16 protein-coding genes are annotated in these 14,676 nt (G+C 65.4%); 4 read left to right on the forward strand and 12 right to left on the reverse strand.

The features are described 5' to 3' along the window. Positions 1 to 2: 2 nt before the first annotated feature. Positions 3 to 479, reverse strand: a complete 477-nt coding sequence (locus OPC11_RS20570; protein ID WP_007980650.1) for a DUF6789 family protein — start codon at positions 477 to 479, stop codon at positions 3 to 5. A gap of 149 nt (positions 480 to 628) precedes the next feature. Here OPC11_RS20570 and OPC11_RS20575 point away from each other — a divergent pair, with 149 nt between their 5' ends. After that, positions 629 to 1,477, forward strand: coding sequence for an aldo/keto reductase (locus OPC11_RS20575; protein WP_264783215.1), 849 nt, complete (start codon positions 629 to 631; stop codon positions 1,475 to 1,477). A gap of 9 nt (positions 1,478 to 1,486) precedes the next feature. Here the strand turns inward: OPC11_RS20575 and OPC11_RS20580 are convergent, their stop codons facing one another. Both OPC11_RS20580 and OPC11_RS20585 read right to left on the reverse strand, forming a co-directional pair. Beyond that, a complete protein-coding gene (locus OPC11_RS20580; protein WP_264783216.1) occupies positions 1,487 to 2,224 on the reverse strand; it encodes a hypothetical protein in 738 nt (245 codons plus the stop codon). Positions 2,225 to 2,254: 30 nt separating this feature from the next. Then, the gene (locus tag OPC11_RS20585) at positions 2,255 to 3,835 is read right to left on the reverse strand and encodes a protein kinase (RefSeq protein WP_264783217.1); all 1,581 of its coding nucleotides are present in this window, start codon (positions 3,833 to 3,835) and stop codon (positions 2,255 to 2,257) included. Between the two features lie 176 nt (positions 3,836 to 4,011). Here OPC11_RS20585 and dhaK point away from each other — a divergent pair, with 176 nt between their 5' ends. From dhaK to dhaM, 3 genes are all read left to right on the forward strand, one after another. Then, positions 4,012 to 5,013, forward strand: a complete 1,002-nt coding sequence (dhaK, locus tag OPC11_RS20590; protein ID WP_264783218.1) for a dihydroxyacetone kinase subunit DhaK — start codon at positions 4,012 to 4,014, stop codon at positions 5,011 to 5,013. Positions 5,014 to 5,109: 96 nt separating this feature from the next. Continuing rightward, entirely contained in the window at positions 5,110 to 5,841 is a 732-nt protein-coding gene (gene dhaL / locus OPC11_RS20595; protein ID WP_264783219.1) for a dihydroxyacetone kinase subunit DhaL, read from the forward strand. Further along, a complete protein-coding gene (gene dhaM / locus OPC11_RS20600) occupies positions 5,842 to 6,222 on the forward strand; it encodes a dihydroxyacetone kinase phosphoryl donor subunit DhaM (protein ID WP_264783220.1) in 381 nt (126 codons plus the stop codon). Positions 6,223 to 6,235: 13 nt separating this feature from the next. Here dhaM and OPC11_RS20605 read toward each other — a convergent pair whose 3' ends face one another. From OPC11_RS20605 to OPC11_RS20645, 9 genes are all read right to left on the reverse strand, one after another. Further along, the gene (locus OPC11_RS20605) at positions 6,236 to 6,490 is read right to left on the reverse strand and encodes a hypothetical protein (RefSeq protein ID WP_264783221.1); all 255 of its coding nucleotides are present in this window, start codon (positions 6,488 to 6,490) and stop codon (positions 6,236 to 6,238) included. A gap of 81 nt (positions 6,491 to 6,571) precedes the next feature. Next, positions 6,572 to 8,263: a phosphoenolpyruvate--protein phosphotransferase gene (gene ptsP / locus OPC11_RS20610; protein ID WP_264783222.1), complete on the reverse strand. Its 1,692-nt coding sequence runs from the start codon at positions 8,261 to 8,263 to the stop codon at positions 6,572 to 6,574. Further along, positions 8,260 to 8,529: an HPr family phosphocarrier protein gene (locus OPC11_RS20615; protein WP_007980641.1), complete on the reverse strand. Its 270-nt coding sequence runs from the start codon at positions 8,527 to 8,529 to the stop codon at positions 8,260 to 8,262. The genes ptsP and OPC11_RS20615 overlap by 4 nt, the downstream gene beginning before the upstream one ends. A gap of 64 nt (positions 8,530 to 8,593) precedes the next feature. Next, positions 8,594 to 8,833 carry a hypothetical protein gene (locus OPC11_RS20620; RefSeq protein WP_007980639.1) on the reverse strand — a complete coding sequence of 80 codons (240 nt, stop codon included), beginning with the start codon at positions 8,831 to 8,833 and terminating at the stop codon, positions 8,594 to 8,596. Between the two features lie 9 nt (positions 8,834 to 8,842). Beyond that, complete coding sequence (locus OPC11_RS20625) at positions 8,843 to 9,850, reverse strand: MIP/aquaporin family protein (protein WP_264783223.1); 1,008 nt, start codon at positions 9,848 to 9,850, stop codon at positions 8,843 to 8,845. A 1-nt stretch (position 9,851) separates the two neighbouring features. Next, positions 9,852 to 11,390, reverse strand: coding sequence for a glycerol kinase GlpK (gene glpK / locus OPC11_RS20630; protein WP_007980635.1), 1,539 nt, complete (start codon positions 11,388 to 11,390; stop codon positions 9,852 to 9,854). Positions 11,391 to 11,511: 121 nt separating this feature from the next. Next, positions 11,512 to 12,486, reverse strand: a complete 975-nt coding sequence (locus tag OPC11_RS20635; RefSeq protein WP_007980634.1) for an aldo/keto reductase — start codon at positions 12,484 to 12,486, stop codon at positions 11,512 to 11,514. Between the two features lie 132 nt (positions 12,487 to 12,618). Beyond that, positions 12,619 to 13,428 (reverse strand): spondin domain-containing protein, encoded by an 810-nt coding sequence (locus OPC11_RS20640; protein ID WP_264783224.1) that lies wholly within the window; start codon positions 13,426 to 13,428, stop codon positions 12,619 to 12,621. Positions 13,429 to 13,614: 186 nt separating this feature from the next. Then, on the reverse strand, positions 13,615 to 14,646 hold the full coding sequence (locus OPC11_RS20645; protein ID WP_264783225.1) for a lamin tail domain-containing protein: 1,032 nt from the start codon (positions 14,644 to 14,646) through the stop codon (positions 13,615 to 13,617). Between the last annotated feature and the right edge of the window lie 30 nt (positions 14,647 to 14,676).

Genomic DNA, 14,676 nt, shown 5'->3' on the forward strand with positions numbered 1-14,676 from the left:
GCTTATCGCGTGAATCGGCCGTAGAAGACCCCCAACGAGTAGCCGTAGGCGAGGTGTGCGAGCAGGCTGAAGACGATGTAGAGGAAGAAAAACGCGCCCTCCAGTTGGAGTCCCGCCGACCCCAGGCCGAGGAACGCCACCCACAGCAGGAGCGCGAACAAGATGCCGCGAACGCCGATGTCGTCGCCGCCCGGAATCGCTTTGAACCGGTCCTCTATCGCCGCGAACAGCAGGGGCCAAACGACGACACCGGCGACGACGAAGACGGCGAATCCGAGATAGGGTTCGCCGTCCATTCCGACGAACTTCGCTATCGCGGCCGGAACGCCCAGATTGAAGTCGGTTTCCGCCTCCGAAACGAGAAAGATGAACAGCATGACAGCGGTACTCACGACTCCCGCCTTGAACGTCTGAATCCCCTCTACGACGGCGGGCGGCAGACCGGAATCGTCGTCGAATCCGGCGACTTCCTGTGACATACTAGCAGGCATGAGCGGAAGCGGTTTATAGGTATTCCCTCATCGGCCGCTGAATGGAACCGTTTTCGCGGACGGGCCACGTCCCTGAAACAACGGCCCCGCATCGTTCGCCAAAAGACGTTACCTCCTTCGAATCCACAGCTAGCGACGTGACACTCGAAAACGAAAGCGACACGTTCGACATCGGCGGCGAACTGACGGTCAACCGACTCGGCTACGGCGCGATGCGTCTCACCGGCGAGGACATCATCGGACGACCCGACGACGAGGAGGAAGCGCGCCGCGTTCTGCACGAGGTCGTCTCGACCGGGACCAATTTCATCGACACCGCGGACTCCTACGGCCCGGCCGTGAGCGAGCGGCTCATCGGAGAGGCGCTCCACCCCTACCCGTCCGACCTCGTGGTCGCCACGAAGGGCGGCCTCTGGCGCGACGAGCGCGACGGCTCGTGGCCGAAGTGCGGCGAGCCGGGATACATCAGAAACGCCATCCTCGGTAGCCTCGACCGGCTCAACGTAGACACTATCGACCTGTATCAGTACCACCGCCCGGACCCCGACGTCCCCTTCGAAGACACCGTGAACACGTTCGCGGAGCTAAAAGACGAGGGGAAAGTCCGACACGTCGGGCTGAGCAACGTCTCCGTCGAGCAGTTGGAGGAAGCACGCGACATCGTGGATATCGCCACGGTACAGAACCGGTACAACGTCGGCAACCGCGAACACGAGGACGTGCTCGAAGCCTGTGAGGAGTACGACATCGGCTTCATCCCGTGGTTCCCGCTCGGGGCGGGCGACCTCGGCGACAAAGCCGACGTGCTCGACGACATCGCGGCGGACCACGGCGCCTCGGACCGACAGATAGCGCTTGCGTGGCTCCTCCATCACTCACCGGTCACGCTGCCGATTCCGGGCACGTCGAGCGTGGACCACCTCCACGAGAACGTCGCGGCGTCGCACATCGACCTCACGGACGACGAGATGGCGCGCCTCGATTGAAAACGGGGACTACCGCGTCGAAAGACCCCGAACGTTTTGCTGGAGCCGAATCGTCGCGGTGAGCAGGAACGCGCCGATCATCACGACGAAGACGCTCTCGACGCTACTGACGAGCAGCGATTCGACGCCCACGACGACGCCGAGGTCGGCGAGTCCGAGCAGGCCGGAGCAGACGAGAACCGGAAGCAGGTGACGACGGAGCGTGTCGATGGACGTTCCGCGTGCGAGCGACTCCAACCGCTCGGCGAAGACGAGGCCGTAGACCGCAAACGAGAGGCTTCCGAGACCTTTGACGAGCGAGACGACCGAACCGTGACCGAGGAGCAGGACGACGACGAGTTCGAGAAGGATGATACCGACGAAACCGACCTCGATTCGGCGCAGTTGCGAGAGCGGAATCCGTCGTTCGTCCGACGGCGGGGCCAACGTGCTGTTGTAGTACAGTTCGCGCATCGCAAACGAGAGAAAGACGGTGCAGAACAGAAACGCCGCGTGACCGAGCGCGAGGAGCCATCGACCGGGAGAGAGCACGCCGACCATTCCGAGCGCGCCGTACAGCACCCCGGCGACGCCGATGGAGACGAGATACCGCCAGAACGGTCGCTGAGATTCCAAGCGGTTCAACCGGAGATTGCGGAACGCGTAGAAACCGAAGATAGCGGCCGAGACGGAAAGAAGCCCCGAACCGATGAACCGCACGACGCTCCCGCTGGCGTCAGCGCCGACCTGGGCGAGTGAGATGACCATCTGCGTGCCTCGATATGAGCGCGCGATTATTTAATATATTCGACCCATCAATTCTGGAGAAGTAGCGTCGATGACGTGTTCGAGCGCGACTCGAACGTCGTCGACCGTCTCGTAGCGGTTCGGTTTCCGTTTCGCCAGCGCGCGTTCGAGGAGACCGTCCAGTTCCGTCGGAAGGTCGGGATTCACGTCGGTCGGCGTCGGCGGGTCGTCCGCGGTGACCCGTTTCACGACGAGATGGGGGTCGCCCGCGAAGGGCGCATCGCCGGTGAAAAGGGCGTACAGAACCGCCCCGAGACCGTACACGTCGGTCGAGTGGTCGATACCGCCGAACGACTCGGGGTCGAGGTGCTCCGGTGTCGCATAGGTCGGCGGGACGGGCGACAGGTCGAACTCGGTCATCACGTCGGCGAGTCCCCAGTCCCCGACTTTCGGGACGGGCCACGTCGAACCGAACGTCCTCGTGAACCGAATCGAGGGTGGACAGAGGCCGCCGTGAACGACGCCGACCGCGTGAGCGTGTGAAACCGTCCTGACGATGCTGTGAGCAAACCAAAGCGAGGCGTCCAGTCCGGCGTCGAAGTGGTCGGCGAGCGTGCCGCCGCCCGTGAACTCCGTCGCGACCCACGGCGGTTCGTCGCCGCGTGCCCGGACCGTCAGCACGTGGTCGTGGTCGTCGATGGCCTCCCAGCGGTCTATCGCGTCGAAGAACGACTCGACCAGCGGTTCCTCCCTGCGGTCCGAGCGCAGCGTGAACAGGGTCGTCATTGCGTGTTGCTCGCGGGGGGTCGCGGCGCGCGCGTGATGCGCGGTGACGAGCGGGGAGCGACCGACCGACCGCAGTTTCTCGAAGTCCTCGTACTCGACAGGGAGCGAACGCGGCGATTCGATGTCGTCGGGAGACGGCGGCCCGGACCCGGAACCGACGGTTCGCTGGGACGTCTGATGAGGCGTCGGGTCCTCGTCGATCGCCGAGGCGGGGTCGATGCGGAGTTTCCCGGATTCCGTGTCGGCCGTCCCGAACTGGACGACGTTGGCACCGGGCGGGAACAGCGCCGCCACGTCCGGGTCGGCCACGCTGATGACGACCGGGTCGCCGTCCAACGTCGCCCCCGAGAGCGCGTTGGAGATGTGCTGTAGCGCCTCGGTCGCGTACCGACGGATGGTCCCGTTCCCCTCGTCCCGGAGTTCGAGCAGGGAATCGAACACCGGTTCCGCGGTCCGCGGATACTCCTCGGCGACGTTCGCAACGGCGACGACTGCGTTTTCGCGCACCAGCGGGTCACCGTCTTCGACCAAACCGGAGACGTGCTCCATGGTCGGTTTGACGCTTCTCGGGTCCGCTTGTGCGACCTCCGCGAGCGCCCACGTCGCACCGCGTCGTACCCACTGGTCGTCGTCGGTGATGGCCTGCGTGAGGTCCGGAACGGGAACGCGTTCGGGGTCGTTGGCCGCGACCTCCGCGAGGGTCCACGCGGCGCTCGCGCGTCGTTTCGCATCGTCGGCACCGAGCGAAACGATGAGGTCGGAAACGTCCCGTACCGAATGCACGGGCGCACGCTCACGCTCCTGCCGTACCCGCACTTCGCGCTCGTCGGAGTCGAACCGTGCCATGAGTGTCCCCTAGTTTACCTATCGAAGTTCGGACATAGTATAAGCGTTGGGTGCGCCTCGGATTCTATCGGAAGGAGTAGTGGGGACGGAAGTTGGAACCAAGACCCGTTCCGGCGCGCGTGCCGCGCGATTCGAGGGAATCCTTATGCGCCCTGGAGTAGATGGTAACACGACACATGAAGAAACTCATCAACGAACCGTCGGCGGTCGTGGACGAGATGCTGGACGGGATGGTCGCGGCACATCCCGACGAAGTGCGACGGCTCGAGGACTCGAACGTGCTCGTTCGACGCGACGCGCCGGTCGAGGGGAAAGTAGCGGTCGTGAGCGGCGGCGGGAGCGGCCACGAACCGACGCACGCGGGGTATCTCGGGCCGGGGATGTTGGACGGCGCGGCGGCGGGCGAGGTGTTCACCTCGCCGACCGCCGACGAGGTGAGCGAGATGGTACAGGCCTGTGACGGCGGCGAGGGCGTCCTCATGGTCATCAAGAACTACGAGGGCGACGTGATGAACTTCGAGACGGCGGGGGAGCTAGCCGAGATGGAATCCGACGTTGACGTCGCCAAAGTCGTCGTCAACGACGACGTGGCGGTCGAGGATTCGCTGTACACCTCCGGACGGCGCGGCGTCTGTGGTACCATTTTCGTCCACAAGGTCGCGGGCGCGATGGCCGACGAGGGCGGCGATTTGGACGACGTACAACGCGTCGCCCAGAAGGTCATCGACAACGTGGCGACGATGGGCACCGCGCTGACCTCCTGTATCACGCCGGAAAAGGGCGAACCGACGTTCGACCTCGGCGAGGACGAAATCGAACTCGGCATCGGGATTCACGGCGAACCGGGCGTCGAACGCGTCGAGATGATGTCCGCGGACGAGATAACGGAGCGACTGACCGAAAACGTCCTCGACGACCTCGACCCCGACGAGGGTGCCGAAGTCGCTACCATCGTCAACGGGATGGGCGGGACGCCGCTGTCGGAACTGTACATCGTGAACCGAAAGCTCCAGTCGATGCTGGAAGACGAGGGACTGGAGACGTGGGACGCGTGGGTCGGCGACTACATGACCTCGCTCGACATGCAGGGCTGTTCCGTGACGGTGCTGGTGCTGGACGACGAGTTGAAGGAGTTGCTGGCGCATCCGGTGGAGACGCCCGCGCTGACGGTGACGTAGAACGGGTCGTTTTCGTCGGGAGGGTCGCAAACCGCCCTCACTCATCCGTCCCCGAGCGAAGCTTTACCCCATCTCGCCGCGTGCTACCAGCAAGCAATGGCTGACACAGCAACGGAGCGGGAGGCGGTGCGTTCCGCAATCGAGCGCGTCGCGGCGCGGATGGAAGAAAAAAAGGAGTACTTGACCGACCTCGACTCGGCCATCGGCGACGCCGACCACGGCGCGAACATGGACCGCGGGTTTCAGGCCGTCCTCGAAAAGACGGACGGGATGGACGACGCCGACGCCGCCGAACTCGTGAAAACGGTCGGCGTGACGCTTATCTCGGAGGTCGGCGGGGCCGCCGGACCGCTATACGGCGGGTCGTTCATGAGCGCCAGCGCGGAGTTAGGAGACGGCATTACGGCCGAATCGACGGTGGCCTTCGCCGAGGCGTTCCTGGATAAAGTGCAGGACAGGGGCGACGCGCCGGTCGGCGCGAAGACGATGGTTGACGCGCTGACGCCCGCCGTCCACACCTACAAGAAGTCCATCGAGGAAGACGACCTCGAACCCGTCGAGGCGCTGACGAAGGCCGTCGATGCGTGCCAGCGCGGCGTGGACTTCACGACGCCCATCCGGGCGAAGAAGGGCCGGGCGTCGTACTTGGGGTGGCGGTCGGTCGGCCATCAGGACCCCGGCGCGACGAGCACCCTGTGCATCGTCGAGGAACTGCAGGAAACGGCGGTCGAGTACCTCGGCGACGGGAGTCTCGAAGCGGACGCGACGTCGCCGACGGTGCCGGACGAGGAACCGACGCCCGGCGACGACGGACCGGAGGGGGTCTGAATGGTCGGCCTCGTCGTCGTCTCCCACAGCGAACGCGCCGCGGAAGGAATTCGAGAGGTCGCGGCCGAGATGGCGGGCGACGTATCCATCGAGGCGGTCGGGGGCGACCCGGACGGCGGCCTGGGAACGAGCACGCCGGTGATTCAGGAGGCGTTGGACGCGCTCGCCGACGAGGAGGGCGTCGTCGTCCTCGTCGATTTGGGAAGCGCGGTGATGAACACGGAACTCGCCATCGAGATGGCCGACGTGGAGGCCGAAATCGCCGACGCACCGATTCTCGAAGGCGCGGTCAACGCGGCGGTCGCGGCCACGAGTCCGAAGGCGACCGTGGAGTCGGTGTTGAAGGCGGCCGAAGAAGCGGCTGAGATTTCGAAATTATAGAATGTCGCTCGGCTCATCCTTCCGTGTCGGTCGTTTCCTGTTCCTGCAACCATTTCTGTGCCTCCCGACCGAAAGTGACGGCGAGCCAAAACAAACCGACGATGACCACTACCCAGCCGAAAATGACGATGAGAAAGGACAACAGTCCACGGCGGAAGCCGTATTGGAAGTCAGTGAACTCCCGAATCTCAAGGATAGCAAGCGCGAGGAGGACGGCAATGGTGGTCAACAACTGTCTGACCCGTCGTCGGTGGAGGTGAGGCCGCATGCAGACATGTAAATGAAGAATTGACATTAGTCTGGTGGGTTGGGGATACGTTCCGCGGCGGTGACGGAACGACGTGCAAACTTACGCCGACAACAACTCGACGACCGTTTCGCGCGTTTCTGCGTCGAGAACGCGCTCGGCGCGTTCTCGTGCCGCCTCGGTGTCGATGTTTCCGACGTTCGCCTTCACGTCGGGAATCGTGATGGCGCTCATGCTCAACTCGTCCAGTCCCAAGCCGACGAGCAGTTCCGTCAGGTCGGGGTCGCCGGCCATCTCGCCGCACATGCCGACCCACGCGTCTCCGTCGTGGGCCGCCGTCACCGTCCGGCGAATCGCTCGGAGGACGGCGGGGTACAGCGGGTCGTGAAGGTCCGCGGTCCGGTCGTTCTCGCGTGAAGCGGCCATCACGTACTGCGTGAGGTCGTTCGTCCCGATGCTGAGGAACGACACCCGTTGTGCGAGGGCTTCGGCCGCGAACACGGACCCCGGCGTCTCTATCATCACGCCGAGTTCGGGAATCGCGTAGTCGATGCCCTCGGCGGCCAGTTCCTCGGCGACGGATTCGACGCGGGAAAGCGCGGCGTCCAGTTCCTCGACGGTGACGACGAGGGGGAACATCACGGCGAGGGAGCCGTCCGCGTCCTCGTCGTCACCGGCGGCCCGGAGCAGGGCGCGCAACTGGGTGTCGAACAGGTCCGAATCGGAAGCGAGCGAGCGTCGAATCCCGCGCACGCCGAGGAAGGGGTTCTCCTCGGCGGGCGCGTCGAGGTACGGGATGGGTTTGTCGCCGCCGACGTCGAGCGTTCGGACGACGACCCGCTCGCCGGGAAACGCGGTCAGCGCCGCGGTGTAGGCTTCGTACTGCTCTTGCTCGTCCGGGGGAGCGTCGCGGTCGAGGAACAGGAACTCGGTTCGAAAGAGACCGATGCCGTCGGCTCCCTGCTCCGCGGCCGCGTCGAGTTCCGCGAGCGTCCCGACGTTCGCCGCGACTTCGATTTCGCGTCCGTCCGCCGTTGAGACGTGCTCTGCGACGACGGCCGCCTCCGCGTCCGAAATCCGGCTCCGGGCGTCGTCGTCGGGGTCGATGACGACCGTTCCGTCCTCGCCGTCAACCAGCAGTTCCCGCCCGTCGCCGACTTGGGCGAGTTCATCGCCGACGCCGACCACGGCGGGAATGCCGAGCGACCGGGCGAAAATCGCGGCGTGCGACGTTCGACCGCCGAAGATGGTTGCGAATCCGGCGAGTACGTCGGGGTCGAGCTGTGCCGTGTCGCTCGGCGTGAGTCGTTCGGCGACGAGAATCGAGCCGTTGGGAAGGTCGCCGAGGTCGGTACGGTCGCCGTCCGTCACGAGTCGAAGCAGTCGGTCGCGCACGTCGCGGAGGTCGTCCGCCCGCTCCGCCATCGACCCCTCCAAGTTCTCGAAGCGGGCGATGGGGTCCTCGAACGCCCGTCGAATCGCGTGCGGCGCGGGGAGACCGTTCTCGATGGCCGCCTCGATGCCGCCGGTTATCTCCGGGTCGTCCAGAAACGCCCGGTGTGCGTCGAAGATTTCGGCCTCGTCCTCGCCGAGGCGGTCGCGCGTTCGTTCTCGCTCCCGTTCGAGTTCCTCGTGGGCGGCTTCCTGGGCCGATTCGAACGCCGCGAGTTCCTCCTCGGGGTCGACGGTCGTCGGGTCGGGCGGGTCGCCCAAGTCGGTCGTCCCGCGATACCAGACGACCCGGCCGACGCCGGCGCGCGGCGTCACCCCTGTTCCCGAAAGTTCGGTCGTCACGATTCTTCGTCCTCCGGGGTCGTGAGAACGTCCGCCAGCGCGTCGAGGGCCTCCTCGGCGTCGTCGCCCTCCGCGACGAGGTGAACGTCGTCGTCCTTCCGCGCGTTGAGCGTCGTAACCGACAACATGCTTCGGGCATCCACCGGGTCGCCGTCCACGAGAGAGACGGTACAGTCGGCGTCGAACTCGTTCGCGGTCGTGACGAACCGCGCGGCTGGTCGGGCGTGCAGTCCGGCCTCCGGGACGATGGTGACGGTACGTTCCATCCGGCTCATTGCCGACAATTGGAGCGGAACCCGCTTCATGCTATCGCCGCCGTCATTTCTGTCATCAACGCCATTTCCGCAACCCCCACTGTGCACGGGTGTAGCCGAGCGCGAACAACACGGTGCCGACCAGCATCAGCGACCCGCCGAGCAGCGGTTCGTGAACCGACGTTCCGGGCGCGGAGATGGCGACGAGCGCCAGCCCGGACGCGAGGACCGCCAGTCCCACGAGACTCACCGGGTCGAGGAACACAAGTCTGAGGTAGGCACCCGTCGAACGCTCCGGGTCGTCCGAAGTCGTCACGGCGGCCGTCTAGCTCCCTCCCGCCGGGCGTTCCTGTTCCTCGTCGTGGACCGCCGGTTCCTCCGGTTCTATATCCTCGGCTTCCAGCCTGATGACGTACCGACGCGTCAGGAAGTCGTAGAGGCCGCCGCCGATGATGCCGCCGACGATGGTCGAGACGGACGGGAGCCACCAGCCGCCGCGCGGTCCGGGGAAGGCGACGCTCCCCCACCCGGCGAGATAGCCCAGAATCCGCGGACCGAGGTCGCGGGCGGGGTTCAACGCCGCCATGCTGATGGGCGCTTCGTACTGGACGAGCGCCGCGACGGTCAGTCCGATGAGGAACGCCGCGATGCCGGGCGACGCCCGCGTTCCCATCGGATTGTCGTCGTCCACCAGCGCGAAGATGACGCCGACGAGGATGGCCGTGATGACCACCTCGCTGAAGAACGCTTGCGGGAACGAGACGAGGAAGGCGGCTTCCTTCAGCGTGTTGAAGTCGCCAACCTTCACGCCCGCGAACGCCGGATTCGGGAAGAACGTCCAGAGGGTCATCCCCGTTATCGAACTGCCGGGCTGGCCGCGGACGACGTTGTTCGCCTGACTGAACTGCTGGTAGTAGCCCGACCACGTGACGAGCAGGGTTCCGGCCGCCAGAAACGCCCCCACGATTTGGGAGACGATGTAGCCCGGAACGTGCTTCCACGGGAAGTCGCGCCAAACGGCGTTCGCAATCGTCACCGCGGGGTTGATGTGACCCTCCGAGACGCCGCCGACCCAGTAGACGGCGAACATCACGGCGAATCCCCACAGGACGGCCACGCCGAACAGGTCGAATCCGCCCGTCAACACCGAGACGACGACCGCACCGTCGCCGAGGAGGATGAGGATGAACGTGCCGACGAGTTCGTTGACGTACTTCGCACCCCAATATTCCTCCATCTCTCCGCCGTCGGTGGCGACTTCTCCGCCGTCGGTGGCGATTTCACTATCGCCGGAAACGGCCTCGACGTCCTCGGTTTCCGCGTCGCTCGTCATCTCAGGCACCCCCCTCGCGCGCCCAACCGAGGGAGCGCTCGACGGCATCCTCCCAGCGGTCGTACATCTCGTCGGCCTCGGCTTCCGACATCTTCGGCTCGAACTCGCGGTCCACCTGCCAGTTCGTTCGGAGATCGTCCGTCGAGTCCCAGTAGCCGACGGCGAGTCCGGCGGCGTAGGCAGACCCGAGCGCCGTCGTCTCGTCCACCACGGGGCGAACGATGTCCGCCCCTAGAATATCGGCCTGCAACTGACAGAGGAAGTTGTTCTTCACCGCGCCGCCGTCTACTTTCAACGACTCGATGTCGATGCCGCTGTCGGCCTCCATCGCCTCGGCCACGTCGCGGGTCTGGTAGGCGATGGCTTCGAGCGTCGCCCGAACGACGTGTTCCTTTCGCGTTCCGCGGGTCATCCCGACGAGGGTGCCGCGGGCGCGCTGGTTCCAGTGGGGCGCACCGAGGCCCGTGAATGCCGGAACCATGTACACGCCGTCCGTCGAATCGACGCTTCGAGCCATCGACTCCGTGGCCGCCGCGTCGTCGATGAAGCCGACGTCCGCGAGCCACTCGATGGCCGCGCCGGTGACGAAGATGGAGCCTTCGAGCGCGTACTGCACCGGTTCGCCCGAGCGCTGGAACCCGACCGTCGTGAGGAGGCCGTGTTCGCTCTCGACGGCCTCGTCGCCGGTGTTGAGCAGGAAGAAACTGCCCGTTCCGTAGGTGTTCTTCGCATCTCCGGCGTCGAAACAGGTCTGGCCGAACAGCGCCGCCTGCTGGTCGCCGAACGCACCCGCGACCGGGATTTCCGCGCCGAGGAACCCGTCGGGGTCGGTCGAGCCGTAGGTCTCGTCGTCGCTCGACGGGCGGACTTCGGGCAACATCTCGCGCGGGACGCCGAACTCCTCACAGAGTTCGTCGTCCCAATCCATCTCGTGGATGTCGAACAGCATCGTTCGGGACGCGTTCGTCACGTCCGTGATGTGTTCGCCCGTCAGGTTGTATATCAACCACGAGTCGATGGTTCCGAACAGGATTTCGCCCTCCTCGGCGCGCTCCCGGATGTCCGCCGGGCGGGCGCGTTGGAGTTTTATCGGGTCGGTGTTGTCGAGCAACCATTCGGCTTTCGTCGCCGAGAAGTACGCGTCCGGTTCCAACCCCGTCTTCGCCCGGATATCCTCGACCTTGCCCTCCGACTCCAACTGCTCAACCCGGTCGGTCGTGCGGCGGTCCTGCCACACGATGGCGTCGTGTATCGGACTGCCGCTATCGGCGTCCCACAGCAGGGTCGTCTCGCGCTGGTTCGTGATGCCGATGGCCTCCAACTGGTCGGCAGCGACGTCGGCCTCGTCCAGTGCGGTCGTGACGACGTGTTGCGTGTTCTCCCAGATTTCGAGCGGGTCGTGTTCGACCCATCCCGGTTCCGGGTATTTCTGTTCGTGTTTCTCGTAGGCGCTTTCGACGACGCGACCGTCGTGGTCGAACAGCATGAACCGCGTTCCGGTCGTCCCTTGGTCGATAGCGCCGACATACGTATCTGACATTGAATCCCCCATTCGGTGTGCCGGTCCGTTCCCCCACTCGGACACACCTCGGGAAAGAGACGGGACGAAGAATAATGATGTTTTCCCACGCTGTCACTGACGACCGGCCGGGAAGATACCCTTAGCTCGCGTCGGCGATGCGGTCGTACTGTCCCGCCGAGAGTTCGATGTCGGCCGCGCCGACGTTCTCCTCCAGCTGCTCGACCGTTCGCGCGCCGACGATGGGCGTACACGAGAAGTCGCGCTGTTGGATGAGCCAGCGGAGCGCGACCTGTGCCGGGGTCGCGTCGAGTTCGTCCGCGATGGCCCGAATCTCGTCCAGTACCTCCCAGCCCTCCTCGGACATGTAGTAGTCCTCGAAGTAGTCCACGAGGTCCGCGCGCGACCCGACCGGCGTGTCGCCGTCGCGTTCGTACTTGCCGGTCAGGAACCCGCCAGCGAGCGGCGAGTACGGGCAGACCGCGAGGTCCTGGTCCGCGCAGACGTCGAGGTAGTCCTGCACTTCGTCGCCCGCCGCCGCGTGGTACATCGGCTGTGTCACGTCGAAGCGTTCGAGGCCGTTCACGTCGCTCTGCCAGAGCGCCTTGGTCAACTGCCACGCGGCCATCGAACTCGCGCCGAGGTAGTTCACCTTCCCCTCCTCGACGAGTTCAGTCAACGTGGAGAGCGTCTCCTCGATGGGCGTCTCCTCGTCCCAGCGGTGGATGTAGTAGACGTCGAGGTAGTCCGTCCCGAGGCGGTCGAGCGTGCCCTCGATTTGCGCTCGGATGTGCTTGCGCGAGAGACCGGAGTCGTTCGGGCCGGGTTCGCCCCACCCGTCGAACGGGAAGTACACCTTCGAGGCGATGACGAAATCCTCGCGGTCGTGGTCCGCGAGCCAGTCGCCGATCCACTCCTCGCTGGTGCCGTTCGGGCTTCCGTAGACGTTCGCCGTGTCGATGAAGTTGATGCCGTTCTCCCACGCCGTATCGAGCAGGTCGTGGGCCGTTTCGCGGTCCGTTTCGACCGTCCCGTCCGACTCCATGGCGAATCGCCACGTTCCGAAACACAGTTCTGAAACTTTCGTGCCGGTGGAGCCGAGAGTTCTGTACTCCATGTTCGAACGCACCGTTCCCGTACAAGTAAAGCTCCGGAAAGAGGAAGTTCGTCGGTCGGCCTTCGGGCCGACCGCTCACGTCACCCGCACGACGTCGCAAAGAACGCGTGTCGTCACGCGGTCCCCACGCCGTCACGCGTTCCTCGATGCGACCGTGACCCGAATCACGTCGGCGACCGCCGGATACCGAAATCCGTCGTCGACCCTCGATATCGGCTGTACCGGTGCGTTCTCGTCGGGTCCCGTGTTCGGCGCGGACTGTCGCGGGGCTTGGTTCGGCCCGGTTCCGGGCTGTTCGTTCCGTTCGGTGCCCGCGTCCCAGAGGAGCACCTGCGACGTCACGTTGCCGCTGATGGGGTTGCCGCTCCGGAAGAGCGGGATGCCGATGCCGCCCGGCGCGAAAAAGAGGTCGTTCGACGGGACGAACATCGTGGCGAACGACAGGCGCTCGCCCGGTTGGGCGTCGAAGTCGAACCGATACGTCTGCCCCGGTTCGAGCGGCCCCGGTTGGTCACTCCCCTCCGGTCGGTCGAAAACGTCGCTTTGGACCCCCTGTTGGTCGTCGAGGGACCGCTCCAGTCGGGTCGGGTCGCCGTCCTCGGCGAGCCGTTCGAGTCCCCGTGCGCCGCCCTGCTTCCCGGCGGTGAAGATGGGGTCGCCACCGCGGTAGACGGCGTAGACGCCGGGCGAGAGCGGGACCGGTTGACGCTCCCCGTCGGGCGGTTGGAGCGTGTCGTTGCTGGAGACGTTGCGGATTTCCACCGTGAACTCCGTCTCCCCATTTCCACCGTCTTGCGCGCTCGCCACGCCGATTCCCGCGAACCCGGAGAGAGCGGCGGTTCCGCCGAGCGCGGTCGTTCGGAGCAGGTCGCGGCGTGTGTACCGTCGGCGGTGTTCGCGTCCCGCCGACCGTGAACCGTGGCGTTCGAATGGTCGTGTCATGGACTCCCCATTGAGAAGCACGGGAGACGAAATAAGCCCGGAGCATCCTTCACGCCGATAATTCCTCGCTACGACGCACAAGGTCGTATCGCTACGACGCACAAGGATGTATTATCGAAACGCGGGGCGGAGCGGGACGGCGATAATCGTTGTTACTCCGCCCGTGTCGGGGAACAACGACCCGATTCAGCCCTCGTACTTCCGTCGGAGGACGACCGTTCCGGTCGCGTCCCGCACGACGACCGTATCCCCGCCGTTGTTCCAGACCGCGGCGTCGGCGTTCCAGTGGAGTTCCGACGCCGAGTCCGACCCGCTCCCCGTGTAGAGCGTGAGCGTCTCCCCGCCCGCGAGCGTCACGCCCGACGGCACGCGGTACGTGTGCCCGCCGTCGTCCGAAACCGTCCACCCGGAGAGGTCGAGCGTTTCGTCGGCCGCGTTCTTCAGGACGACGTACTCGTCGTTCAGGTTCTCGTGGTCGTTTCCGTCCGCGTCCGCGTGGATTCGAGCGACGGAAAGGCCGCTCGTGCCGCCGTCGGTCGCCACTCGGGTCGTCGATTCGTCCGTCGTCACCGTTCCGTCCGTGTTCCCTTTCCCGTCCGCACTCCTCCCTCCGTTCGTGCACTCCCAGAGACCGACGTCGTGCTGCTGTGCGTTCGCCTCGGCGGCGTAAAACCGGTCGCGCTTGGTGAACTCGCTGTCGTACACCCGCGCGTAGCCCTGCTTGACCAGTTGGTAGTTAAACCGCGTCCCGTCCGACTCGCGGATGTAAATCAGCAATCGACCGTAGTACCCCCGCGGTCCCTCGTTCGCGTCCAGCGTGATGGTCACTCGTTCGTCCACGAGTTCCGCTCTGGCGAACTCGCTCGCCTTGTGCCCCCAGTCGCGGAGACAGCGCTCTCCGCTCGCGTCGTCCGGTACCCCTTCGAATTCCGACGGGTCGTTCTCGGTGTGCACCTCGGGCGTATCGACGCCGAGGAGTCGCCCCGTATCCGTCGTTCCGTTCGCGTAGCGGAACTCCACGGTGTCGCCGTCCACGATGCGGGTGATGGTGACCGTCCACTGGCTGGTCTGGCTCCGGGACCCCGTATTCGAGGTCGGTTCGCCCGACTGCGGCGTCGGAGTCTCTTGTACCGACGTGCACCCGGCGACCAGCGCGCTCGTCACGACGACGAGGAGGATGGCGACGGAAACCGACCGGGAAGGAACCCTGAAAGACACGCCACAACCGAGACGTTTGTAGAGGTTAAA

Source organism: Haladaptatus sp. T7 (assembly GCF_026008575.1).
Lineage (GTDB): Archaea > Halobacteriota > Halobacteria > Halobacteriales > Haladaptataceae > Haladaptatus > Haladaptatus paucihalophilus.